The 25,042-nt window shown below is 45.5% G+C and carries 18 protein-coding genes; 11 read left to right on the top strand and 7 right to left on the bottom strand.

From position 1 onward, the window contains the following. Window positions 1-11 precede the first annotated feature (11 nt). Together AB6D06_RS14220 and AB6D06_RS14215 are read right to left on the bottom strand one after the other, a co-directional pair. The gene (locus AB6D06_RS14220) at window positions 12-2,000 is read right to left on the bottom strand and encodes an Hsp70 family protein (RefSeq protein WP_372100851.1); all 1,989 of its coding nucleotides are present in this window, start codon (window positions 1,998-2,000) and stop codon (window positions 12-14) included. Further along, on the bottom strand, window positions 2,000-2,632 hold the full coding sequence (locus tag AB6D06_RS14215; protein WP_017091262.1) for a DUF2760 domain-containing protein: 633 nt from the start codon (window positions 2,630-2,632) through the stop codon (window positions 2,000-2,002). The genes AB6D06_RS14220 and AB6D06_RS14215 overlap by 1 nt, the downstream gene beginning before the upstream one ends. 350 nt (window positions 2,633-2,982) lie before the next feature. On the opposite strand from AB6D06_RS14215, the gene AB6D06_RS14210 reads away from it, so the two are divergent. Together AB6D06_RS14210 and AB6D06_RS14205 are read left to right on the top strand one after the other, a co-directional pair. Then, the gene (locus AB6D06_RS14210; RefSeq protein WP_372100850.1) at window positions 2,983-4,521 is read left to right on the top strand and encodes a diguanylate cyclase domain-containing protein; all 1,539 of its coding nucleotides are present in this window, start codon (window positions 2,983-2,985) and stop codon (window positions 4,519-4,521) included. Window positions 4,522-4,608: 87 nt separating this feature from the next. Continuing rightward, complete coding sequence (locus AB6D06_RS14205) at window positions 4,609-5,139, top strand: 3'-5' exonuclease (protein ID WP_017060438.1); 531 nt, start codon at window positions 4,609-4,611, stop codon at window positions 5,137-5,139. Between the two features lie 118 nt (window positions 5,140-5,257). Here the strand turns inward: AB6D06_RS14205 and AB6D06_RS14200 are convergent, their stop codons facing one another. From AB6D06_RS14200 to AB6D06_RS14190, 3 genes are all read right to left on the bottom strand, one after another. Beyond that, a complete protein-coding gene (locus AB6D06_RS14200) occupies window positions 5,258-5,707 on the bottom strand; it encodes a TerB family tellurite resistance protein (protein WP_017060439.1) in 450 nt (149 codons plus the stop codon). 153 nt (window positions 5,708-5,860) lie between these two features. Next, window positions 5,861-7,888 carry an alkaline phosphatase family protein gene (locus AB6D06_RS14195; protein ID WP_372058509.1) on the bottom strand — a complete coding sequence of 676 codons (2,028 nt, stop codon included), beginning with the start codon at window positions 7,886-7,888 and terminating at the stop codon, window positions 5,861-5,863. 101 nt (window positions 7,889-7,989) lie between these two features. After that, window positions 7,990-8,442, bottom strand: coding sequence for a hypothetical protein (locus tag AB6D06_RS14190; RefSeq protein ID WP_102428589.1), 453 nt, complete (start codon window positions 8,440-8,442; stop codon window positions 7,990-7,992). Window positions 8,443-8,523: 81 nt separating this feature from the next. Between AB6D06_RS14190 and AB6D06_RS14185 the strand changes: the two genes are divergently transcribed. From AB6D06_RS14185 to AB6D06_RS14175, 3 genes are all read left to right on the top strand, one after another. Then, window positions 8,524-9,852 (top strand): MipA/OmpV family protein, encoded by a 1,329-nt coding sequence (locus AB6D06_RS14185; protein WP_017070881.1) that lies wholly within the window; start codon window positions 8,524-8,526, stop codon window positions 9,850-9,852. A 198-nt stretch (window positions 9,853-10,050) separates the two neighbouring features. After that, window positions 10,051-14,094, top strand: a complete 4,044-nt coding sequence (gene hrpA, locus AB6D06_RS14180; protein ID WP_372110601.1) for an ATP-dependent RNA helicase HrpA — start codon at window positions 10,051-10,053, stop codon at window positions 14,092-14,094. Between the two features lie 143 nt (window positions 14,095-14,237). Then, a complete protein-coding gene (locus AB6D06_RS14175; protein WP_017065440.1) occupies window positions 14,238-14,732 on the top strand; it encodes an outer membrane beta-barrel protein in 495 nt (164 codons plus the stop codon). Window positions 14,733-14,885: 153 nt separating this feature from the next. Here the strand turns inward: AB6D06_RS14175 and AB6D06_RS14170 are convergent, their stop codons facing one another. Then, a complete protein-coding gene (locus AB6D06_RS14170; protein WP_017067728.1) occupies window positions 14,886-15,668 on the bottom strand; it encodes a hypothetical protein in 783 nt (260 codons plus the stop codon). Then, window positions 15,589-16,374 carry a hypothetical protein gene (locus tag AB6D06_RS14165; protein WP_136982501.1) on the bottom strand — a complete coding sequence of 262 codons (786 nt, stop codon included), beginning with the start codon at window positions 16,372-16,374 and terminating at the stop codon, window positions 15,589-15,591. The genes AB6D06_RS14170 and AB6D06_RS14165 overlap by 80 nt, the downstream gene beginning before the upstream one ends. Before the next feature lie 545 nt (window positions 16,375-16,919). On the opposite strand from AB6D06_RS14165, the gene AB6D06_RS14160 reads away from it, so the two are divergent. The 6 genes from AB6D06_RS14160 to pheS all read left to right on the top strand — a co-directional run bounded on the left by AB6D06_RS14160 (window position 16,920) and on the right by pheS (window position 25,030). Continuing rightward, window positions 16,920-17,705: a TetR/AcrR family transcriptional regulator gene (locus AB6D06_RS14160; RefSeq protein WP_004741595.1), complete on the top strand. Its 786-nt coding sequence runs from the start codon at window positions 16,920-16,922 to the stop codon at window positions 17,703-17,705. A 171-nt stretch (window positions 17,706-17,876) separates the two neighbouring features. Beyond that, the gene (locus AB6D06_RS14155; RefSeq protein ID WP_372110597.1) at window positions 17,877-20,342 is read left to right on the top strand and encodes an RND family transporter; all 2,466 of its coding nucleotides are present in this window, start codon (window positions 17,877-17,879) and stop codon (window positions 20,340-20,342) included. Between the two features lie 44 nt (window positions 20,343-20,386). After that, the gene (locus AB6D06_RS14150; protein WP_017060448.1) at window positions 20,387-21,193 is read left to right on the top strand and encodes an outer membrane lipoprotein-sorting protein; all 807 of its coding nucleotides are present in this window, start codon (window positions 20,387-20,389) and stop codon (window positions 21,191-21,193) included. A 9-nt stretch (window positions 21,194-21,202) separates the two neighbouring features. Continuing rightward, entirely contained in the window at window positions 21,203-22,411 is a 1,209-nt protein-coding gene (locus AB6D06_RS14145) for a hypothetical protein (protein ID WP_372100841.1), read from the top strand. A 265-nt stretch (window positions 22,412-22,676) separates the two neighbouring features. Then, window positions 22,677-23,828 (top strand): GGDEF domain-containing protein, encoded by a 1,152-nt coding sequence (locus AB6D06_RS14140; RefSeq protein ID WP_372100839.1) that lies wholly within the window; start codon window positions 22,677-22,679, stop codon window positions 23,826-23,828. Between the two features lie 218 nt (window positions 23,829-24,046). Further along, window positions 24,047-25,030 (top strand): phenylalanine--tRNA ligase subunit alpha, encoded by a 984-nt coding sequence (pheS, locus tag AB6D06_RS14135; RefSeq protein ID WP_004734764.1) that lies wholly within the window; start codon window positions 24,047-24,049, stop codon window positions 25,028-25,030. Window positions 25,031-25,042: the final 12 nt, after the last annotated feature.

Here is a 25,042-nt window from a genome sequence, read left to right as displayed (position 1 = left end):
CCGTTGATTCATTATGCTTGTTCGTTTGAGTCGTTATTCGAGTCTTCACGAACATCGAACTCAACGTGCCACTTCTGACCGTTGTCAGTAGCAATCGCTTCTAGGTGTAAGGTGCCTAGCTCAGTAACGCGAGAAGCCAAAGTCACTGGAACCACTTCACCTTCGCGACGGCCTTCAGAAACCGGCAATGTCACTTGGATTTCAGGAAGCTCATCAAGCTCTTCAGGCGCCCAGTGATCAAGGTGCGTACCCGCTTCATCTTCACGACGAATGGTTGAACCGAAGAACTGGAAGTGTACTGGCTGACCAATCACTAGACCGAATTCTTGGCTAGGTACTTGTACGCTTGAACCTTCTTCCATACCAAATGGTGCAACACACAAAGCTTCCATCGGAGGAGCCATACCTGGGATAGCTGGCATCGCGCTTTCAATTCCTACGTAGTAAGAAGATGCGATACCACCACGGATACGAACGCCTTGGCCACGACGAACTGCGCCGTAGTAAGAAGCGCCACTTGCAACCGCTAGGTCTAAGTCTAAACCTGAAAGTTGTTTAGCAAATTCAGCATCTGCATTAATTAGCCATTCATTGATCGTGTCTGAAAGACGATCAGCAAGTAGGTTAGATTTTAGAACACCACCATTGAACAGTACCGCTGTTGGTTTGATGAAGTCTGCCGCTGGCGCTTCTGACCCTTGCGCTTCTGTACCGGGCATACCGGGCATGTTTGCAAACGGGTTGAAATCTTGCTGAGCGGTTTCACTATTTCCAGAAAGCGCGTTCGCTTGCTTAGAAAGGAATGCAGCAATGTGACGAGTAATACCTGCGTCTTGAGCGTAAGGCAGACCCATTTGAGTCAGTGCGCCACGCGTCTTTTGTACTGGGTGCTCAGTCACCGCTACTTTCGGGAAGAAGCCATCAACCAATGTTTGTTGTACTTCTTGCTGAGTTAGATCTGTTTTCAGTGTTGCGCCCAGTAGTTTAGAACCACGGCTTGGAACAACGATTGGCACAGATTGAAGCTCAGCATCGTTAAGCAGTGCTTCTTTCGCATCACGACACGCGTGAGTCATTGCTTGAACCTGCCAAGGAGCCAGTTCTTTACCTTCTTGAGCCAGTTTCATCTTCAGACGGTAAGCCAGAGCTAAGTCCATGTTGTCGCCGCCCAGTAGGATATGTTCACCTACAGCGATACGGTTCAGGCTTAAGTTGCCTTCATCTTGTGTTACTTCAACTAACGAAAGGTCAGTCGTACCACCGCCGATATCGACAACAAGAACGATGTCACCAACGTTCACTTCATCACGCCATGTGTCGTTGCTGTTATCAATCCAGCTATACAGTGCTGCTTGAGGTTCTTCAAGAAGTGTCAGGTGAGTGAAGCCAACATTACGCGCAGCTTCTGCTGTTAGGTCACGAGCCGCAGGATCAAACGAAGCAGGAACCGTGATCGTTACATCTTGGTCTGCCAGTTTGTGTTCTGGGTTAGCGTGGTTCCAAGCATCTTTAAGGTGCTCAAGGTACAACTCAGTGGTCTTAAGCGGAGATACCTTTTCAACTTCTTCAGGGCTGCCTGCAGGAAGGAACGCATCACGACGGTTCACACCACCGTGGCATAGCCAAGATTTTGCACTTGCTACCAAACGGATAGGGGTTTTCGAACCTAGGTTACGAGCAATCGCACCGACTAGCGCTTTTGGCTCAGAAGACCAAGGAAGAACGCGAGATCCCGCATTCATTTCATGTTCGTGCGGCTGGTATAGGAACGAGCCAAGTTGGCTGCGAGTTTCTACTGTACCTGGAGCCGTCAATTGAGGGATTGGCATCACCTCAACGCGAGCGTCTTCATTGCTTGTGTCGATGAAAGACAAAACGCAGTGTGTGGTACCTAAATCGATACCAACACTGAACTTAGGCGCTTGCTCTTGTGAATGCATCTGCGGCGTATGTTCTTGAGAAGAAGACTCGTGCGATGATGGCTGAGTTTGGTGTTCCATTATAGCTCTACCTCTGCCGGTGCAATTACAGATGCATCGTAGTTTTCAGCAAGCTTAGGCAGGTTCATGTCAGTTGCTTTCCAACCTTTGTGAACCAATGTGCCGTTGAATGGTGCATTGCCCGTTACGTTGCCTGTTAGGCGAATTTCTTGAGGATTGAAACCTTCAGCGATAGTGATACGTGTTTCTTCATCTTCAGTGCGGATGTGAGACAGCGTTACGTAATCGGCTAATACTTTTTGACCGCCAGTGTGAATAACACGAGCAGCTGCGCCAACTTCTTCATCAGAGAATGACGTTAGGTCTTCTTTTAGGAAGTCAATTAAACGAGCTTCTTGCTGCATGATAGACAGTAGCTGCATTGCAGAATCTGTTGGTGCTGTTGCCAGCTTAGATTCAACTTCTACTACTTTTTCGATCACACGTTCAACTTCAACAACTTTCTCTACTTCGACAATTTTCTCAACTGGCTTTTCAACTTCAACGATCTTTTCTACTGGTTTTTCTACGACTTTCTCAACCACTTTGGTTTTACGAGAAACGGCAATTAGCAGTAGTAAAACGCTTGATGCAGTTAGGCCTGCGTGAAGCATATCAAACGTTTGTGGGATTAGGTTCAAATCAACGATCATAGTGATTTCTCTTTAAAATTGATTTAACGGTATATTCGTCGGTTTAAAGGAATATACAGGTTGGAAAGAAACTCAGTGGCATAAGGCCGAAATGGTCACTTTCAAGCTATAAATATGGGTGGATACTAGCATATTCAAGGCTTAAGGGCTTTATTTAATGTTTTCAATAAACTGGCTTTTTGGTGAGTTAGCTTGAAAGTTAATCGAGATTTGTTGGTTTATTAGCCGCAAATGTCCATGGGTTGTAAATAGTGTTAGTTTTATCCCATTGTGAGAGTCAAAGATAAATAGAGCCTAGCATTCCGGCAGTGTATACTTTCGACTCAAAATAACATCATATGGGAAGCTGTATGCCCCACACTACCGACCCTATAACAGGGTTGAAGAAACGAACTTTGCCGTTAGTTGTCTTTTTTGCCACATTTTTGATGACGGTGTTGTGTTTTGTTTTGGTTGCGGCGAATCAAAATAGGTCTTTGAATGAGAATCTGGATAGCTTTGCTCAGCATCAAACGCTCAGTTTAAAAGCGTTTATTGATAACGATGTCGCTTATATCGGTTCCGGTGCGAATTTTTTCTATTCGAATGATGTCGATAGTCGGGATCGATTTGATCGTTTTGCTCAGCAAACGATTAACGGTTCGAAAAGCCTGATCGGATTGCAGTGGATGCAAAAAGTGGCGGTACAAGATATCGCCGCGCACACCGCCAAAATGAAAGCTCAATACCCATCCTATAGAATGTTTACTATCCCTAAACATGGGCCAAAAACTTATGGTTATGTCTTGGATGGCGAGCCCGTATTTATCGCGACAGATATTTATCCGAATGATCCAGTGAACAACGGTGTTTTGGGTTTTTACTCTTCTCGTGAGCGGTTTAATCTGGTCATTGATAACATTAAAAAAACACGTGAAGCGAATATTTCAGACAAAGTTCGTCTGTTGCAAGACGGTTTAGACAGCAACACACCTAAGAGCGGAATGTTGGTCTACCACCCTGTGTTTGATGGTCAAACGGACAATTTGTTAGGGGTTGTGATTGGTGTTGTTCGTACCACATACTATTTTGAGAAACTTCTGGCGTCTACTGTCGGCGATATGGACGTTTATGTGCGTGTTACCGATAGCGGTTTTGAAGCTGAAGATGCCCCGATAATGTTCGAAACCAATGGTTATGAAGCGGTAACTGGGCAGCACATTACAAAGACGATTACATTAACTAACCGTGAATGGATTATCGACTTCAAGATAGATGCATGTATTTCATTTAATGGTTACTTAGTGTTGGCGGGAATCGGCATAGTTGGTACCACTATCTCATTACTGCTCGCTTATATTGTGAACCTGCAAATTCGAGAGAAAGAGCGCTTGTATCGAATGATTGATGAAAGAACAGAAGAACTTCGCTTTCTTGCCAATCATGACAGTTTAACGGAAATTTATAATCGCCGAGCTTTTAATAAGATGCTTGGTCAATCGATACAAAGCGATAAGCCGTTTAGCTTAATAGTGTTTGATGTTGATAAGTTTAAAGAGATCAATGATAAGTTTGGGCACCCAGCCGGTGATGCGTTACTTATTCATGTGATTAAGGTTATCTCAGTGAGCTTGAAGTCTGGAGATAACCTATTCCGGATGGGAGGGGATGAGTTCGGTATCATTTCGAGCATCACTGAACATGACTCATTGTCTCGCTATTTAGAATGTATTTTAGATACGGTGAGTGAGTCTTATTGCGAGCATTCTGGCCAGCTATTGAGTTGCACTCTAAGCATCGGGGCTACCATCCGCACTAATGAAGACATTGAAGCGCTCCTTCAAAAAACTGACAGCATGTTATACCTAAGTAAGTCAAATGGCCGAAATCGAGTCACAATTGCAGGCTAAATGAGCACTTGATGCAACTGGGGTCGAGTTCTTTATTAGGCTCATGTACAATTTCACGAAATTTTTGACGAGAGAATTAGGCGACGTATGAATCACAATCGAGTGGTGTGTTTCGATTTGGAAATGTGCTGTTGGAGCGAAGACGGTGTAGGAACAACAGGGGAGATCATTGAAATTGGTCTTGCTGAGATCGATCTTGTATCTGGAACCATCGTGAAGCGCGCGCAATATTACGTTAAGCCCGAAAAAGACGAAGTCTCTCTATTTTGCGCCGAGTTAACGGGCATTACCCCTCGTAAAATCGAAAAGCAGGGTCGCCCATTAGAGTCTGTTATCAAGTCGATGATTAAGAACTTCGGTGGCCCAAAGAAAATCTATGCAGCGTGGGGACGCGACGATCTTATCTTACACAAAGAGTGTATTGAGAAAGGCATTGAACCTCCGTTCAGCGAGTTCTTGAATATCGCCACGCTTTATCGAGTTCAGAATCGCTTGAAAGACAAACGCATTGGTCATCGCGCTGCTCAAGAAGCCAAAAATATTGAGTGGGAAGGTCGTCAGCACTCGGGTTATGTCGATGCTTATAATCTTGCGAAACTCACATTAACTATGTTGTAGCTAAATTTTTAGCTCCTCTCAGCCCTGTTTAGTCAGCTTTCAGTTTACCGATTCAAAAAAGCGACCGGTTTCTTAACCCGTCGCTTTTATTTCAGTTTCCAATTCATTATTTCAGGCACTAATTTTCGCCTAAAACACTTAACTTACTCTTGATGAAGTCACAGTGGTCGACGTAGAGCAGTTCTGCTGTTTTACGGATCACAGAATCTTCGATAGGGTCAATTTCCCCGTCGGCATGCGCTACTTCCCACATCGCTTTGATTAAGTCGATTCGCACTGGCTGAGATAGGTCTCTGAGTTGCGATGTAAAGTCATACAGCGATACTGATTGCTCTACTTTCGGCTCTGCTTGCGCGAGCAGTACCTTTGCTTGTTCTTCATCTAAATCCAGCAAACGCTGCAGAAGCTGTAGCTTAGCGACTCTTTCTGATTCATTGATCTGATGGTCGGCACCCGCGACTTCACACAACAAACTCGCGATGGCGATATTAGGTGATGTGCCTTGGTTTTTGCTTAGGTCCTGGCCTTCAATCAATTGTTTAAACATTGATGTGAGAGAATTGAACATAACGAGCTCCAGTTAAAATTTGTATCGAGTTCCGTAACGCTGATAGCTATCAACTATAACCATAAGCATAACTATTGGGTCTACAGAGTGTGATCGCAAGCGTCTTTACTAAAAACTGACATTACGGATACGCGAGCGATAAGGAGCATTTTATCAATCGGGCTCTGGGAAACGGGTAATTTTACCGTCGCCACTGAGTGTCGTGATCGATTGCGGTTTCCCATCAGTGTCTAGCCTCAATTCTCCAATCGCACTGCGGTTTGAAAGGCGATAGAAGGTCTGATTGTCAGGGCTTCGCTTTTCGATCTTCAAGCGTTTACGCTTAGTGAAGTAGTTCAAAACTGAGCGAGGGCTGTATAACAGGCGGTCCCATACATCGCAGAATTTAAGCAGCGGAGCAGGGAACTGATTTTTAATACCACTGCAGGTGATTTGATAGATGTTCGGGCTGTTGCGACGATACCTAAGCTTGATGTCATAAGCGAAGGAGTAATGAACATCGCCAGAAAGTACCACGAAGTTGGTCGGTGTTTTGGTATGGGTAAAGATGCTAATCAGCGTATTAGCACTGCCCGGATGCGCCATCCAGTTTTCAGCGTCAATCACTAATGGCTTGCCGATTGTGGTCGCCATCTTTTGCAGTGTTTCAATAAACTTCACGCCAAACATCGGTGCAGCAGAAACGATCACCACTTTATCTTGATTCATTAACTGATGTTGAAACTCAATCAAGGCTTCCCAGTCCATTAAACCTGAAGGCTTGTTCATGCGTGACTCTGAACGCCAACGACGCGTACGAGTATCCAACACAATGACTTTGGGTGAGGTATCTATTGTGTAATGCCACTCTTCAAAGCGACTTAACATCTCAATGAAGGCTTGATGCTTGTCTGGCTCGATGTTGCCAATAGAGTGAGTAGTCGCTGCATTGCCGGCTTCATTATGAGTTTGTTTACTAATGCGCGGTTGTTTAGTAATGAGCGGTTGAGCGACAAAAAGCTGTTTTGCTTGCTCGATAAACGTTTCATCGAAGCTCTCCGGTTTGTTACCCCAACCTTGACACATCCAGTAAGCCGCAAGGCCGTTACCAATGACTTGGGTCGCGAACTGGTTTTGGTCGACGGCATGCTCCCAACCCACGGTAAGGTTCCAATCATCCGTCACATCGTGATCATCGAAGATCATGTACGTTGGAATATGCGCGAACAGACGTTGCACTTGCGGTAAGCCAGCAATGAAATCATCCATGATGACGCTTTCATCACGCCATTGTTGCTGCTCAGTCGGTGTTAATTGGCGTCCACCTTGAGTGAAGTTATTCTCAATTAAACGCTCTCGATTGACGCATTGCCACAGTGTCGGAGACCAAACCAATAAGTACATCGCGATAAACTCAGACAGCGTGACCAAGTGGTTTTCACAATCGGTAGAGCTAAAAATCGGCACGCCACGGTTCGGGAATAACTTATCGAGCATGGATTCTGAAGCTGTGTGGTGCGGCAAATAGTGATGACGCTGGTATAAGTGGTATTCACTGTTATACAGAGCGTCACTGTTGTTGATTTGTTTAATTTGCGAGTCAGTCGGTAAGCTTTCGCCTACAAGGCCAAGCAGGTGAATCACTTGTTGAATAGCATCAAGTGTTGGGCCTGCCACATGGTCGGCGTAGATCTGATCGCCGCTCATCATCAGCATGTCGGGTCTTTCAGCGACGGTTTGATCGGCCATCTTGTTATCGGCTGCAACTAGGCTGTCTTTGCTTGGATGATGCGGGTTGCGGCAAGAGCCATGAAGAATGTAATCAGCTGAGGTCGATATCTTAAACTCAACGCGAGATTTACCGTTGTAAACAAGGTGAGGGGCGAGCTCTTTTAGTGAACCTGACTCTGTGTGAATGTCATATTCAAGCAGCGTATTAGTCGGAAACTCACCTTGTAAGCGAATTAGCGTTATCCACGCATGTGTACCGATTTGAATCGAATCATGTTCTTCAAGCGATGAGGTATAAAACGGCTGGTCTTGTGCTGCTTCAGAATCGTCTATTTCTTGAGTATGAAGCTCGGCTCTGCCTGTAAGAGGCGAGCTGGTGGCTAACCAAAGTACCACTTCAGTCGCGGTGGTTTTTCTTAAAATGGGTCCGGCGAGTAACAGGGGAAGAGATGATGTCGTAGAGGGTTTCAATACGGTACCTAAAATCGTTGGTGGCTAGTCGTCGTGGTGTTCTTTTGTTTCGAGCTTGTTCGTGTCTGGCTTTGTGGTTCCAAGCGTTGATGCTTCAAATTCTACTGAGTCAGATTCTGTTGATTATGCTCTGCAATCTCAGGCTCTGTCGTTTCAGATTCTGTTGATTCAAGAACTTCGATAACTTCTGAGCTAGAAAGTTCATGGCCCATTAGAAATATTGCCAATAGGGCATCGGCTTTGGTCTTGGTATCGGAAGGCTCGTCTAATAACAGTTCGAGCTTTTCTCGAATCATAGCAATCTCGTGCTCAACAAAGCCACGGCCTTCTTCATCCCCTTGATTGTCTTCAGGGGCATTATCGAATTCAAGAAATAGCATGTCACCGTCTAGGTTGGTATCCACCAAACGCTCAGGCAACCACGCCTCACCCATAACAATATCTGGATCGGAATCTTTGGGTAAGTGATCTATAATGTTTTGTAATTCGGAGACTTTCACAATACTTTCATTTAACCGAGAATATTCTACATTGTAACGGTCAATGCCGAGCAAACCTAAAAATAGTTAGCCGTCATGGTTAATAAATGTCTAATCAGTAAAACAATATTTTTTTCAAAGAGTAATTACACAAGAATGAAGCTCAAATATTTACCGACTCTTCCTTCATCTGGATTGGTTTTACTAGGTAGCGCTTTCCTAAGTGGCATTTTCGTAAGTGCTAATGCGTGGGCCGCTGAAGAGCAAGAGTGGGGCATCGCTGCAATGTTCCGTACAGCAAGCATCCCTTATGACACGTCTGGTGGCGACCAATCGGTCAGCTCATTCGTACCGATGCTGTTTTTCAAGAACGATTATGTGTTTATTGACGGTACTGAGATGGGGGCATACCTCTATCAAACTGACGATGAGAAGTGGTCTTTCAATGCTATCTCTCGCATGCGCTTTATTGATATTCCTGCATCTGAGCAGAACGCGATTGAAGGCGATACGGCGGACTTTGGTGCTCAACTGACCTACCAACTTGATGATTCTTGGTCTGTCGAGACGGAGTTAATGAGCGACAGTGAATACAACTTCCACGGTAACTTACGAGCTAAAGCCAAGTATGAAACTGGAGATTGGGAGTTTTACCCGAGCGCGACGCTGCGTTATAAAAGTGCTGATTTCAACAGTGAGTATTACTCCGCATCTAATGAAACCATTGGTGCTGGTGTTGACTTAAATGTTGGTGTTGAAACGCGTTACCATGTGGTTTCTAACTTGTACTTATTGGGTTCAACCAGTGTGACGCGATTGGACGATAACGCTTACGATTCTTCGATTGTTGAAGACCGTTATCAGGGGGAATTGTACCTTGGCTTTGGTTTCTTTAACGACAAAGAGAAAGCGCCAAAACCTAAACTGAGCAATGCGCCTTACTTACGTGTCGCACACGGCTGGGGAACGCCATCCAATATTGGCGACATCATGAAGTTCAATAGAGAAAAAGACGAATACAACAACCAGTTGACCTCGTTCTTCTATGGACACCCATTAACTGATGAGATCTTCGGCTTGCCATTGGATATCTATTTGACCCCAGGTATTGCCCACCACTGGAGCTCAGACGTTCAATCAAGCAGCACCGAATACATCATCGCAATCAAAGCGTATTACACCTTTGATTGGCCAACTCAGTGGCGTGTTGGTGTGGCAGAAGGTATGTCTTACATCGATTCGATTACCTACATCGAAGGCTCTGAGATGGACCGTAAAGGTTACACCGCAAGCCATCTATTGAACTACTTAGACTTCTCATTCGATGTCAACGTTGGCGACTTGATTGGTAAGAATGACTTGAACAACTTATGGTTCGGTTATTCATTGCATCACCGTTCTGCAATCTTTGAAAAATCCTCTCAGTATGGTCGTATCAAAGGCGGTAGTAACTACAACACGGTTTACTTCCAATATGAGTTTTAAGCGCAGTTTTTAACGTTAGCTTTAAACCAGAGTTGACTAAGTACGAATTACATTTGACCGCGCTTTCATAGCTCCTGCGAGTGTTAGCGAGATTAATCAGCCTGATAGCTAAAGGTTTTCCCTTTGCTGTCAGGCTTTTTTGTTTGAGACTTGTGATATAATCGCGCGAGTTTAATAAGTACAAGAATAGGACACGCTTTGACTTCGTCTCCGGAAAAAGCAGATAACAACAAGAATGCAGCACAGCCAAGTTCTTCACAGAGCAAAGCGAAACCAAACCAAGCTGCATCGAAAAAATCTGCTGAACAATCAGCGACAAACAACAAATCATCTCAGAATAGCCCAGCCTCTCTTCGTAAAGCGCTCAACGAATGTATGATACGCGATCGCTTCCGTTTGAGTAAGCGAATTGCTGGTGCGAGTAAAATTAAGAACGAACAAGCTAAGCACGCTGTCTTTGATGAGATTGCGTTAGACATTGCTAAGTCAATGATGACGGCAACTCAGCGCGCGGCACAGAAACCAACGATTGAATACCCAGAAATTCTCCCGGTTAGCCAAAAGCGCGAAGACATCGCGAAAGCCATCGCTGAAAACCAAGTGGTTATCGTGGCGGGTGAAACGGGTTCGGGTAAAACCACTCAGCTACCAAAAATCTGTTCTGAGCTTGGCCGCGGCCGCTTTGGCTTAATTGGTCACACTCAGCCCCGTCGTCTTGCGGCGCGTTCGGTTGCGAACCGTATTGCTGAAGAGATGGAAACACAGCTGGGTGAGTTCGTTGGTTATAAGGTTCGATTCAACGACCAGATTTCTGACAATACCCAAATCAAACTGATGACCGACGGTATTCTACTGGTGGAGATTCAACACGACCGTTTCTTAAATCAGTACGACACCATCATTATCGATGAAGCGCACGAACGTAGCCTGAACATCGATTTCATCATGGGTTACCTGAAAGAGTTACTGCCAAAGCGTCCTGATCTGAAAGTGATCATCACGTCGGCAACCATCGATCCAGAGCGTTTCTCTAAGCACTTTAACAATGCACCGATCATTGAAGTGTCTGGTCGTACTTACCCAGTTGATACGCGTTACCGCCCATTAGGTGGTGATGAAAGTGATTCAGACCGCGACCAAATCGAAGGCATCTTTGAAGCCGTTGATGAGCTGTGTGATGAAGGCCTTGGCGATATCTTGATCTTCATGAACGGTGAGCGAGAAATTCGTGATACCGCAGATGCATTAAGTAAACGCAACCTTCGTGATACCGAAATTGTCCCGCTTTACGCGCGTCTATCGGCGGGTGAGCAGAACCGTATCTTCCAGTCTCATACTGGTCGACGCATCGTTCTGGCAACCAACGTGGCAGAAACCTCGTTAACCGTTCCGGGCATCAAGTATGTTATCGACCCGGGTACGGCGCGTATTAGCCGCTACAGCTATCGTACTAAAGTACAACGTCTACCGATTGAGCCAGTGTCTCAAGCGAGTGCAAACCAGCGTAAAGGTCGTTGTGGTCGTGTTGCAGAAGGTATCTGTATTCGTTTGTACTCTGAGGAAGATTTCGAGTCACGCCCAGAGTTTACTGACCCAGAGATTCTTCGTACTAACCTAGCATCGGTTATCCTTCAGATGACAGCGCTAGGCCTAGGCGATATTCAAGCGTTCCCATTTGTTGAAGCGCCCGATAAGCGCAACATTCAAGACGGTGTAAGGCTGCTTGAAGAGCTTGGTGCGATCGCCACCGTTGAACCGTCAGCGAACAAAAACAAGAACCACGGCGACGACAAGAAGAAGCTAACCGCGATTGGTCGTAAGCTGGCAAAACTGCCTATCGATCCACGTTTAGCGCGTATGGTAATTGAAGCGCCACGTAACCGATGCCTACACGAAGTGATGGTGATCGCGTCTGCGTTGTCGATTCAAGATCCGCGTGAGCGTCCATCAGATAAGCAACAATCGTCTGATGACAAGCACAAGCGTTTCTTCGATAAAGAGTCTGACTTCATCACGTTTGTGAACTTATGGGATTACATCAAGCAGCAGCAAAAAGCATTGTCGAGTAACCAGTTCCGCAAACAGTGTAAGCAAGATTACCTCAACTATTTACGTATCCGTGAATGGCAAGATGTGTACTTCCAAATTCACCAAGCAATGCGTGAACTGGATACTAAGTTGAATACAGAACCGGGCAGCTACGATGGCATTCACATGTCACTGCTATCAGGTCTGCTTTCGCACATCGGTATGAAAGATCAAGAGAAGAATGAGTATCAAGGTGCACGTAATGCACGCTTCCATATCTTCCCTGCGTCTGGCTTATTTAAGAAACAGCCTAAGTGGATCATGTCTGCGGAGCTGGTAGAAACCTCAAAACTTTGGGGGCGCGTTATCGCGAAGATTCAACCGGAATGGATTGAACCGCTAGCGAAACACCTGATTAAACGTAGTTACAGCGAACCACATTGGTCGAAGAAGCAAGCGGCAGTAATGGCACACGAAAAAGTGATGCTTTACGGAATCCCAATCGTACCTAAGCGCCTTGTGAACTACGGCGCGATTGATGCAACCGTCAGCCGTGAGTTGTTTGTACGTAGTGCATTAGTAGAAGGTGAGTGGGAAACCAAACACGCTTTCTTCAAGCAGAACCGTAAGCTTCTACAAGAAGTCGAAGAGCTTGAGCATAAATCGCGTCGTCGCGACATCTTGATCGATGATGATGAACTGTTCGACTTCTATGATCAACGTGTTGGCGAAGAGGCGGTTTCTGGCCGTCACTTTGATACATGGTGGAAGAAGACCAGTCAGAAAATCCCTGAGCTGCTTAACTTTGAAAAATCGATGCTGTTCCGCGGTGATGCTAGCCACGTTACTGATTTGGATTATCCGAACTTCTGGCACCAAAACGGTATCAAGCTCAAGCTGAGTTACCAATTTGAGCCGGGCGACGATAACGATGGTGTAACGGTACACATTCCGCTGCCTATCTTGAACCAAATTGACCAAAACGGTTTTGATTGGCAGATCCCGGGTCTACGTCAAGAGCTAGTAATTAGCTTGATTAAGTCGTTACCTAAAACGCTACGCCGTAACTTTGTACCTGCGCCAAACTACGCAGATGCATTCTTGGCACGTGTGACACCGCTTGAAGCACCGTTACTGGATTCTCTTGAGAAAGAGCTACGCCGCATGACGGGTGTGGAAGTGGTACGTGATGACTGGAAGTTAGACCAGATTCCAGAGCACTTAAAGGTAACATTCCGCGCTGTAGATCATCGCAAGCGTAAGCTGAAAGAACAGAAAGATCTGCATGAGTTGAAAGAGAGCCTGAAAGACAAGGTTCAAGAAACGCTTTCTAAAGTGGCAGACGACGATATCGAGCAGCAGAACCTGCACACGTGGAGCTTTGGTGAATTACCAAAAGTCTACCAACAGAAACGTGGTGGCTACGATGTTAAAGCCTTCCCTGCGCTGGTGGATACCAAAGACAGCGTAGAGATCAAACTGTTCGAAACCGAGCAAGAGCAAATCTCGGCAATGAAATCGGGTCAGCGTCGTTTAATCTTGTTGAACGTGCCATCACCGATCAAATACTTGCACTCGAACCTGCCGAACAAATCGAAACTTGGCTTGTACTTCAACCCATACGGACAGGTACTCGATCTTATCGATGACTGTATCGCTTGTGGTATTGATAAGCTGATTGAAGAGAAGGGCGGTTTGGTTTGGGAACCAGAGCAGTTTGAAGCTCTGAAAGAACACGTACGTGCAGAGCTGGGTGATACCGTAGTAGAGATTGCTCAACAGGTTGAAACCATCCTAACCACGGCATTCAGCATCAGTAAAAAGCTGAAAGGACGCGTGGATCTTTCTATGGCATTCGCACTTTCTGACATAAAAGCTCAAGTAGAAGGTTTGATTTTTAAGGGTTTTGCCACAGAATGTGGGTGGAAACGCTTGCCGGATATTCTACGCTATATGAGAGCGATTGAACGCCGCATGGAAAAACTGCCAATTGACCCGAACAAAGATCGTCTTCACATGATCAAAGTTGAGTCAGTAATGAATGATTACAAAGAACTACTGAATAAAATTCCAAAAGGGATCGCGGTTCCAGAAAATGTAAAAGAGGTGCGTTGGATGATAGAAGAGCTTCGTGTAAGCTTCTTCGCACAGCAGCTCGGTACGCCTTACCCAGTATCAGATAAGCGTGTTAAAAACGCGATTGATGCTTGCTAAAGGAATAAAGCTAGACGCAATGGCAAGGTTTGGGTATAAATCTTGCTTATTGCATTACTAATTGAATAGTTATTACATACAGGGCGACTTGGTGGCAATTTATTACCACTCAAGGCCTGCCACTAGGACGAAAAAGGTCGAATATGAAAAAAACGTTATTGGCACTAGCACTACTAGGTGCATCTTCAACAGCAATGGCTGATTCTTGGTTGTACGGCGGTGTAATGGGTGGTCAAAACTCATTCGCTGGTGAAGATGAAAACGCGGTGGGCATCCACGTAGGTACAGGTATCCTTCCACTAATCGGTGTTGAAGCGGGTTACTGGGATCTAGGTTCTTTCGGCAGCGTTAATTACGGCAACCGCGATCTTAAGAATTTAGACGCAAGCACTGCTTACCTAGCGATTAAACCAAGCATCGATTTTGGTCCTCTTCACGTATACGCGAAGGGTGGTCTTCACTCTTACGAGCTTAAAGCTGATGGCTTCAAGCAAGACGATGTTGATATCATGTACGGTGTAGGCGCTGAATACTTCATCTTTGGTCCACTATCTGTAGGCGCTAGCTACCAAAACTTCAAAATGAAAGATGACGACTCTGGCGTATTCACGCTAAACGCAACTATCCACCTACTGTAATCAATCAGTAAAACGATCGTAAATAACGGTCGGATAGTCGTTAAAGAGTTCGTTAGAATTCATAAAAAATGCCAGCTTGATAGCTGGCATTTTTGTATCTGTTAACCGGGTAATTGCAACTCTGTTTTCTTCTAACAGATAGCAAGCGGATGGTTATTTTTTACTGTTCAGAATACGCTGAATTCTTGGGTTAATCGCTTTACCGTGTTTACTTTCGTACTCTTCACGTTTTAAATCGTTCAGGTTCTTTACAGAGTTAGCGGCAAGAAGGAATTCTGGTAACTCAGTTTCAAGCATGCCTTTCTCATCTAAACGTTTTGCTTCCAAGTAGTACTTCTTAAACAGACCATCCAGCTTGTTTTCAGCCGTACGCTTCAAGTCATACAGTTTGTTCTGAATCAGCCATTTTTCAATTTTGTTGGCAGCGGTGCGAGACAACACACGGATACGGCTATCCAGCAACTCTTCTTCAGTTAAAGAATCTTTCAGGATCCACAGCTCACCCATTTGCGGCGGCCAGCTGTTGCCAAGCTGAATACGTTCGTGGCAGTGCATTAAAACGCGGTTAAGGCCGTCTGAATCAACAGAGTTGGCAAACTCAATGAACTTACCGCTTGGCTCACTACCGTACTGATATTCCCACTGCGTTTCGTACACGCTCAAGAAAGAGCCGAACACGTGAATACACCAATCGGTTAGTTCCAGCTCTGCAGGATCTTGATCAACAACAGGTACTTGTTGAGACGCACCGGAATCCGCAGCTTGTGCAGCCGCTACTTTCACTTCGGTACTTTGCGCTTCAATCACTTCAGGTACTAATGGACCTGTAGCGTCAGGTACAACAGGTTGAGCTGGCTCAGAAGGTTGGCTTTTTGCCTTTTTGAATGAGCTGCTGCCTGAAGCGTTCAGATGGGCTAAGCTTTTGTCTATACCCATTTCCTTGAGCTTGTCCTGCATTTCCTGAATATTGAGAGGTCTTCTGCTGTTGTTGTCTTTCATTTTGCTTCTCGTTAACTAGCCAGTACTGCAGCTTGGATTCAATCCGAGATAATGGCATTAATTCATTGGCTTTGGCTTTATACCAGAGGACAAATTTCTTCCATACTAAACTATGGTCACCGGTCAAACCGGAGAATTTAAACGCACGTTCTGCCCATGATGGTATCTCTTCTTCGTTGAGATCATGAGTAGAGACGGTGTTGCTGTTCATTGAGCCTCGACCTTGTGGGCGAGGGGCCTGCTGCATGTGTTGCATTGGTGCCGGAGCAGGCTGAAACTTAGGTGCAGGTGCAGGTGCAGGTGCAGGTGCAGGTGCCGTAGAGTAGACCGGAATACTATTGGTCGGTTGAACCTCAACGTGCGCCGCAGTTTGCTCTTGCTCAATGAGCATTTTGAAAACGTGAATCTCTTTTTTATCCCGATAATCTACTTTTACCTTATCGAGAAAACCTTGGTCGACTAAACACTTAAGACAGTCGGCTAAACCAAACGTAGAGAGAGCACAAAGTTGACCTGCTGTTTGTAGGCACACATTGGTGTAGCCGAATTCGTCAGCACCGTCTGCAAGCATCAATAAAACCAGCTTTTCTGCAGGGCTAGAAGTATTCACTTGCCAAGCTAAATAAGAATATTTGGCGCTCAATATCGTGTTCTCAAAAAAGGTAAGTCGTTGTCACTATTGTAAGTCACCCCTTACCGAATTTATAGCAACTTAACAGAAAACGGCATTAGTAAGCCAAATATTGACCATAAGGAGACGTCTGCCCCATAAAGTAAGCCTACAGTCATTCATTCTTGTGGTTTAAGCTAGGAATCATTGGGCATGAATACGCATAGCAGCTTAAAGTGCCGACATTCTTTGTTAGGTTAAGAATGCCCAATTCGCGTCCACATTCTGTTGGTCACAATACAGGTCTTCTTTTAAAGTCTTCTCTTTAGGTCAACTATTGATGATTTTCTTAGCTATATCCCATTTATTCTCTTTCCATTCACAAAATGTATTTAATTTATAAAACCCCTTGATATGATCAATACTTGCGCTATTATGACGATAAGTCAGAAATGACGAAGCGTCACAAAATGGTTAACTACATGAATTTACTATTCGTGTTAATATATTGGATAGGAGTGTTTTAAATACTGGCGAAGCTTAGATAACGGCTAAGCTCATATACGGACTAAAAAATTATGTTTGGCTTTGGTTGTAAAGGCGATAAACAAGGTATCTTTGGTTGCAAAGGCGTGTTGTCTAAAAAGCAGCAGTCTATTGCAGACCGAGAAGTAGAGTTGATGTTGTTAGCAAAAGATCTGGTTCGAGAACAAGGGTTCGGAAACCTCACGATGGACAAGCTAACGGCAGCGAGCTCTTATTCTAAAGGTACGATATACAATCACTTTTGCAGCAAAGAAGACGTCGTTTTAGCGTTATGTATTCACTCTCTCAAGACAGAAGCAATGATGTTTGCTCGCTCTGGAGAGTTTGAAGGCAACACACGTGAAAAGATCGTCGCATTGCACGTTGCTTACCGAATCTATGCTCGCATGGAACCGGTACTATCAACCTGTGCGATCATGGCTAAAAGCCCGTGGGTACTAGAGAAAGCGTCTAGTGCACGCGTCGCCGAGATGAATGAACTGGAAGAGTTGGTGATTGAACAATGCGACTCTATGGTTAACCAAGCGGTAGAAGCGGGTGACCTAAAGTTCTCTTCTGGCGTTGGCTCAGATGCCATCGTTTTTGCTAACTGGTCAATCGCATTTGGTTCAAATGCCTTGTCACAGAATGCATCAAACAGTCATTGTATTAAGCGGTTACAAGACCCGTATTCAGTATTACACAACGCGAACATGATTTTAGACGGCCTCAATTGGCAGCCCCTTTCTAGCGATTGGGATTACCGCAAAACTTGGCGTCGTGTAGAACAAGAGCTGTTCAGTGAAGAGATCGCTTACTTAGAGTCTGTAGGTCGATAGCTTCCATTAAGCCCACACATGTGGGTTTATTAATAACCATTTTTGACGATTCGTCATAAACTTGAGATTAACCGACTGTGGTTGCTGTTTTCTTGAGTATTTGACTAAGCATTGTGTCTTTTGTCAGCTTCGGCTGGCTTTTTATGACACATATATGACGAATCGTCACAAATGGAGACTGTGATGAAACATGACAGCCAGAAGCCCACGTTCGATCAGCAAAACCGAAATAACCCTAATGCCGATAGCGCAAACGCCGATCTAAATAACAGTTGGCACTCAATACCGACCAAGCGTTCGTTTATCGTTCTGCTGGTGGTGTTTTCAATCATCATTCTCTCTGCATTAGGGGCTAAGAACCTCTATTTTAGAGGGGACTACAACATCTTCTTCGAAGGCACCAACAAGCAGTTGATGGCGTTCGATGAAATCCAAACCACCTTTGCAAAAACCGACAACCTTGCGATTGTTGTCGCACCTGAAGATGGCAATGTCTTCACCCCTGAAACTCTCACCCTGATTCAAAACCTCACGGTCGATACGTGGCAGATCCCGTATTCAAGCCGTGTCGATTCCCTAGCTAATTATCAGCACACCGAAGCCATTGAAGATGATCTTTTGGTAGAAGACTTGCTGTATGAAGAGTACGAGCACACACCAGAGCGCATCGCCAAAGTAAAACAGATCGCCCTTAACGAACCGTTGCTTAAGAATGCCTTGGTGTCGGCCTCTGGCGATGTGACGATTGTTAACGTAACCGTGCAGCTGCCAGAAGTGGACAAAACCGCGGAAGTGCAAGAGGTGATTGCGGCGATCAATGCCATGATCGGTAAGTACCAAGCTCAGTATCCCAACGTCGAGTTCCATAAAGCGGGCATCATAGCCATGAACAACGCATTTATGACTTCGGCTCAACAAGGCAGCTCAACGCTCGTTCCCTTAATGCTGTTGGTGGTACTGGTGTTCCTGACCTTTATGCTGCGCTCGTTCTTTAGTGTGGTGGCGACGCTCATTGTGATCATCTCTTCGATTGTTGCCACCATGGGATTGTCTGGTTGGGCAGGGATGTTCTTGAGTACCGCAACCGTGAATGTGCCAACCTTGGTTTTAACTTTGGCGGTGGCTGATTGTGTTCACGTGATTGTGACCATGAGACAAGCGATGCAGCGCGGTATGGAGAAAGCACAAGCCATTCAATACAGCATCAAGCTCAATGCGATGCCGATTCTGATCACCTCGGTGACCACTGCGATTGGTTTCCTGATGATGAACATGTCGGACTCACCAGTGCTGCGTGATTTCGGTAACTTATCGGCACTGGGTGTACTTATTGCGTGCTTCTTGTCTGTGACTATGTTGCCAGCGTTGCTAAAACTGCTGCCAGTCGAACGTCTACCTGCCAACCCTAAGGCGGCAGACAAAGTCACCTTCATGGATAAGCTGGGCGATTTTGTCGTAACTAACCGTAAAGCACTGCTGCCGATTTCTACGCTAGTGATTGTTGGCGCTGCCGCGTTAATTCCGCTCAACAAAGTCAACGATGAATCGGTGAAGTATTTCGATACCTCAAGTGAATTCAGACGAGCGGCTGACTTCATGGAAGAGACCGTAAGCGGCATGACAACCCTCAGTATCGCAGTGAAAACTAACGAGTCTCAAGCGATTGCTGATCCTGTGTTCTTGCAAGCAATTGGTGACTTTACTAAGTGGCTACGCGTTCAACCAGAAACTGACCATGTGGCAACGCTTTCTGATGTTTATATGCGTTTGAACAAGAATATGCATGCCGACGACGACAGCTACTACAAGCTACCGCTGAACCGTGAACTTGCCGCGCAATATCTGCTGCTTTACGAAATGTCTCTGCCGTACGGCTTGGACTTGAACAACCAGATCAACGTCGATAAATCATCGATCAAAATGGTACTTACCGTCGATAACCTTGGCAGCGTTGAGCTAGTCGAACTCGAAGAGCGCATTTACTCATGGTTTGCAGCCAATGCACCGCAATATGAAGTGGTGGCTTCGAGCCCGTCACTGATGTTTGCTCATATTGGCGAAACCAACATGGCGAGCATGCTATCAACTTTGCCTATCACCCTAGTGCTTATCTCTGGCTTGATGATCTTTGCATTGCGCTCGGTTCGCTTAGGCATGATCAGCCTAGTGCCCAACATTGCGCCTGCGATCATTGGCTTTGGTTTATGGGCGCTTATCTCAGGTGAAATCAACCTCGGTTTGTCAGTCGTGGTCACGCTCACGTTGGGTATCGTGGTTGATGATGCGGTGCACTTCTTGAGTAAATACCAGCGCGCAAGAATCGAAGGGAAATCAGCAGAAGAAGCGGTTCGATACGCTTTCCACACCGTAGGTCGCGCTTTGTGGATCACCACTGTTGTGCTAGTGGCCGGTTTCTCTGTACTGGCGATGTCGAGCTTCAGACTCAACTCCGACATGGGCTTACTCAGCGCGATTGTGATTTTCATTGCGCTGGTGGTCGATTTCATCTTGTTACCAAGCTTACTGATGATCTTCGACAAACAGACCCACTATTCAGCTAAAACTCAGCACGAATCAAAGCCAGATACCAAGTCGCAGCCTAGATCGACAGCCGAACTGACTACTTCGACCAAATAAGGAAACGTCGGCCTGCTGCGGTGGGCTGACTCAAGGAGATATTTATGAAAAGCGTTAAACAAACATTCGCTACTACATTACTTACTGTTAGCTCGTTGGCACTGAGCACATTCGCCGCTTTCCCAGCGTTAGCAGACCCTGCGAAAGGCTTAGAAATTGCCGAGCAACGTAAAGCGGTCGATGTCGGGTGGGGCGATTCTGTCGCAACCATGGAAATGCTACTTCGCAACAAACAGGGCGAAAGCAGTACACGTCTGATGCGATTGAAATCTTTGGAAGTCGATGACGATGGCGACAAAGGCTTAACCATTTTTGATGAACCACGCGACGTAAAAGGCACGGCTTTCCTAAACCATTCGCACATCACCAAATCCGATGACCAGTGGTTGTATCTTCCTGCACTCAAGCGTGTAAAACGCATCTCTTCACGCAACAAATCTGGCCCGTTTATGGGCAGTGAATTTGCGTATGAGGACTTAAGCTCGTTTGAACTTGAAAAGTACACCTTCAACTACATTGAAGACGCGAAACTGGAAGGCGTAGACACCTTTGTTTTAGAGCAAGTACCGACCGATAAAAACTCAGGCTACACCATGCAAAAGGTATGGCTAGACCAACAGCACTACCGCCCAATGAAAGTCGAGTTTTACGACCGCAAAGGCGCACTGCTTAAAACTCTATCGTTCCAAGATTACAAACAGTACCTAAACCAATACTGGCGCGCACACACCATGGCGATGCAAAACCATCAAACAGGCAAAAGCACCGTATTAACCACGACAGATTTAGTGTTCCAGACCGGTCTTAAAGACAAGGATTTCCAAAAGAACACACTAAAACGTGCGAAATAAGGCAGGAATATGAAAAGGATTGTGGCAACAGGAACCCAATTATCCTTAACCTTGGCGGCGACCGTCGGGCTTATGCAGGTGTCGTTGCCTTGTGTGGCGGCAGGCTTTAGTCCTGATATCGCAGGGCAGGTTAACCTTGAACATAGGCAGTTCTTTAGCGACGGCTTACAAGGGCAAGACAAAGGACAAAGCTCACTGGTGTTGCAGCCAGAGTTTTACTGGGAGCAACAAGAGGGCAACGGCAGCATTACCTTCACCCCGTTTTATCGCCTAGACAGTGAAGACGATGAACGAACTCATGGTGATATTCGCGAAGCCTTGTATTTAACCTATTGGGATGATTACGAACTGCGAGCGGGTGTTGGAAAGGTATTTTGGGGCGTAACCGAATCGGCGCATTTAGTGGATGTGGTAAACCAGACCGATGCCATTGAATCGGTCGATGGCGAATCCAAGTTAGGTCAGCCTATGGTGCACTTCACCTCGATAAAAGAGTGGGGCACCATAGACGCCATGTTACTGCCGTATTTTCGTGAGCGTACCTTCGCAGGCGAAGACGGTCGATTAAGGCCAACCGTGCCAGTATCGGACGATGCGCTTTACGAATCTTCACGAGAAGAAAAACACGTTGATGTGGCATTGCGTTACAGCCAAATGTACGGTGATTGGGATGTCGGTTTAAGCTACTTAGGCGGCACAAACCGCGACCCTTATTACCGTGTGGAAGACAATCAACTCAAGCCATACTACGCCCAAATGCAACACTTCGGATTGGATGTTCAAGGCATTATCGGTGACTGGTTATGGAAGCTGGAAAGCATTTATCGCGACAGCTACGACAACCATACCGGCGTGGCGACAGGCTTTGAATACACTTGGGTAGGGGCGCTTGAATCGTACTGGGACATCGGCTTCATCGCTGAATACCTGTATGACAGCCGAGGCAACAATGCCCAAACCATCGGCCAAAATGATGTGTTCCTTGGGGCACGTTTCGCTTTGAACGATGAAGACGGCACCGAAGTGCTTACTGGTATCACTCAAGACTTAGATAACAGTGATGTCTACAGTGCCAAGCTAGAGGCATCGAGCCGTATTAACAACAATCTCAAGTGGCGACTGAATGCTTGGTTGTTTGAGAACGAAACCCCAGAGGACTTGTTGTTCTTCGCACGCAAGGATGACTTTGTTGAACTGGCGTTGGAATACTATTTTTAGTCTTTACAAAAAGTTAGTATTTCCAACCATTTAGCATTTCCAAAAAAATTGGCATTTCCAACAAGTTAGCATTTCCCGAAAAGTTAGCATTTCCCGAAAAGTTAGCATTGGTTTCGTGGGGCGCTCTTGCTAAAGGGGGCGTCTCAGATTTAAGAAGCGCAATATTTAGAATGTTTAATGTCATCTTTTTATAAAATAGAGCAAATAATCGAATAGTCCCAAAGGTAAAATGGTTGTATTTTTCGAGTATCTATAACCTCCGAATATGCATGTAAATCGTGCTGGTGGTATCGGCCCTAAGGGATTTATGAATTTATTTAATTGGGATAAAAACTTTGAAACAGGCATTGGTGTTGTAGATGAACAACATCAATACCTTGTTGGTTTTATCAATCACTACGGAAATCTTTTGTCAGAGAATACTATCTCTATAGACGACATTAACATCGCTTTACTCGAACTCGCGCGCTATGCAGAATTTCACTTTAAAGAAGAAGAATCTTTGATGAGAGATTGCGGTGTACATGAGTTACACATTGAAGAACACATCAAAGTGCATCGTGTATTTAAGCAAGATATCTACGGTATGCAAGCTTTCATCTTAGAAGAAGATCAGGTGTCAGCACGGCAGTTATTGGACTTCCTCACCCATTGGCTTGCTTACCACATCCTCGGCATCGACCAAAACATGGCGCGACAAATGACCGCGATAGAAGAGGGCGCGACACCTCTGCAAGCCTTTGAAGCGGAAGAAAAGCAGCAAGATTCTGCGACTGTCCCGCTGTTGGCTGCGCTTAACGGCCTGTTTGAACAAGTCTCTGAACGAAACAAACAGTTGTTACGCTTCAACCAGTTACTCGAAGATAAAGTTGAGGAACGTACGGCAGAATTAAAACGAGCGAATAAGAGACTTGAAGAACTGTCATTAACCGACTCTCTTACTAATTTGCATAACCGTCGTAGTGCTTTTAAACAGTTAGCGCTGCATTGGCAAGACTCCAAAGAACTGGGCATGCCTTTAGTGTGTATTATGATTGATGCCGACCACTTCAAGCGCATTAATGACACCAGCGGCCATGATGCAGGCGACTTGGTGCTACAAACCCTCTCGCGTGAACTGAAAAACACGTTCCGTAATGATGATATTGTTTGCCGGTTAGGTGGCGATGAGTTCTTGGTTATTTGCCCAAACACCGACCTTAAAGGTGGGATGTACATCGCGGAAACCGCTCGACAGAAAGTGTCTGAATTAGAGGTTGAAACCAGTCATCAAGTTTGGATTGGCAGTATTAGTGTCGGTGTCGCTGAAATGACCCAAGAATTCGAAACCATGAACGAATTGATTAAAGCGGCGGATGAGTCCGTCTATTTAGCAAAAAACGCAGGGAAGAACAGCGTTTGTTCTATTCAGATCTAGCCTTCAGGTCATTTCCAAATTAAGAAGTGGAACCTGTAATTGTTCCACTTCTTCCTACTCCTCATTAATATCCTGTTAAATTTGCCGTGTTTTTAGGCAATAACTTGTTCTTTTAGCGATTCAATTTGGCATTGGTTGCGTGTTTGATTACTATGTGTAGCTATCTAAAAAAACTAATCATCCGATACGGACACTACCAACTGGTAGATGAGGAAATGATGCAACATCTAGAAGAGATCATTGCTAATGCAACGACTGCTATTGATACAGCAGATTCGTTAGTCGCACTTGATGAAGTGCGAGTTCAGTATTTAGGTAAGAAGGGTGAACTAACTCTTCAACTACAAAGCCTAGGTAAACTTCCACCTGAAGAGCGTCGCACTGCTGGTCAAGAGATCAACAAAGCGAAAGGTGCTGTTCAACAAGCGATCGCAGCTCGCAAAGACGCACTACAACGTGCAGAGCTTGAAGCGAAACTAGCTGAAGAAACTATCGATGTGAGCCTACCAGGTCGTCGCATTGAGAACGGTGGTCTTCACCCAGTTACTCGCACTGTTGAGCGTATCGAACAGTTCTTTGGTGAGCTTGGCTTTAGCACTGAGTCTGGCCCTGAGATCGAAGATGCATTCCACAACTTTGATGCACTAAACATCGCAGACGATCACCCAGCTCGTACTGATCACGATACTTTCTTCTTCAACCCTGATCTAATGCTACGTACGCACACTTCTGGTGTTCAAATCCGTACGATGGAAAACGGCAAACCGCCATTCCGCTTCATTGCTCCGGGTCGTGTTTACCGTAACGACTACGATCAAACTCACACGCCAATGTTCCACCAAGTGGAAGGTATGTTAGTTGATGAGAACGTAAACTTCGCACAACTTAAAGGCATTCTTAACGATTTCCTTTGTAACTTCTTTGAAGAAGAAGTTGAAGTGCGTTTCCGTCCTTCATTCTTCCCGTTCACAGAGCCTTCAGCTGAAGTTGACGTGAAACGTAAAGATGGCAAATGGCTAGAAGTTCTAGGCTGTGGCATGGTTCACCCTAACGTACTTCGCTCTGTTGGCATCGACCCTGAGAAATACTCTGGTTTTGCATTCGGTATGGGTGTAGAGCGTCTAACGATGCTTCGTTACGGCGTAAATGACCTTCGTGCGTTCTTCGAGAACGACCTTCGTTTCCTTAAACAATTCAAGTAATCCGGGGCAGTC

This window comes from Vibrio sp. 10N.239.311.G01 (assembly GCF_041465805.1).
Classification (GTDB): Bacteria; Pseudomonadota; Gammaproteobacteria; order Enterobacterales; family Vibrionaceae; genus Vibrio; species Vibrio crassostreae_C.
Note: the sequence above shows the minus strand (reverse complement) of the source record. Positions and strands in the feature narration are given on the sequence as shown.

Excerpts from the sequence above, each read along its gene's own strand:
- AB6D06_RS14220 (WP_372100851.1), bottom strand. The coding sequence starts at position 2,000 with ATGGAACACCAAACTCAGCCATCATCGCACGAGTCTTCTTCTCAAGAA.
- AB6D06_RS14215 (WP_017091262.1), bottom strand. The coding sequence starts at position 2,632 with ATGATCGTTGATTTGAACCTAATCCCACAAACGTTTGATATGCTTCAC.
- AB6D06_RS14210 (WP_372100850.1), top strand. The coding sequence starts at position 2,983 with ATGCCCCACACTACCGACCCTATAACAGGGTTGAAGAAACGAACTTTG.
- AB6D06_RS14205 (WP_017060438.1), top strand. The coding sequence starts at position 4,609 with ATGAATCACAATCGAGTGGTGTGTTTCGATTTGGAAATGTGCTGTTGG.
- AB6D06_RS14200 (WP_017060439.1), bottom strand. The coding sequence starts at position 5,707 with ATGTTCAATTCTCTCACATCAATGTTTAAACAATTGATTGAAGGCCAG.
- AB6D06_RS14185 (WP_017070881.1), top strand. The coding sequence starts at position 8,524 with ATGAAGCTCAAATATTTACCGACTCTTCCTTCATCTGGATTGGTTTTA.
- AB6D06_RS14175 (WP_017065440.1), top strand. The coding sequence starts at position 14,238 with ATGAAAAAAACGTTATTGGCACTAGCACTACTAGGTGCATCTTCAACA.
- AB6D06_RS14170 (WP_017067728.1), bottom strand. The coding sequence starts at position 15,668 with ATGGGTATAGACAAAAGCTTAGCCCATCTGAACGCTTCAGGCAGCAGC.
- AB6D06_RS14160 (WP_004741595.1), top strand. The coding sequence starts at position 16,920 with ATGTTTGGCTTTGGTTGTAAAGGCGATAAACAAGGTATCTTTGGTTGC.
- AB6D06_RS14155 (WP_372110597.1), top strand. The coding sequence starts at position 17,877 with ATGGAGACTGTGATGAAACATGACAGCCAGAAGCCCACGTTCGATCAG.
- AB6D06_RS14150 (WP_017060448.1), top strand. The coding sequence starts at position 20,387 with ATGAAAAGCGTTAAACAAACATTCGCTACTACATTACTTACTGTTAGC.
- AB6D06_RS14145 (WP_372100841.1), top strand. The coding sequence starts at position 21,203 with ATGAAAAGGATTGTGGCAACAGGAACCCAATTATCCTTAACCTTGGCG.
- AB6D06_RS14140 (WP_372100839.1), top strand. The coding sequence starts at position 22,677 with ATGCATGTAAATCGTGCTGGTGGTATCGGCCCTAAGGGATTTATGAAT.
- pheS (WP_004734764.1), top strand. The coding sequence starts at position 24,047 with ATGCAACATCTAGAAGAGATCATTGCTAATGCAACGACTGCTATTGAT.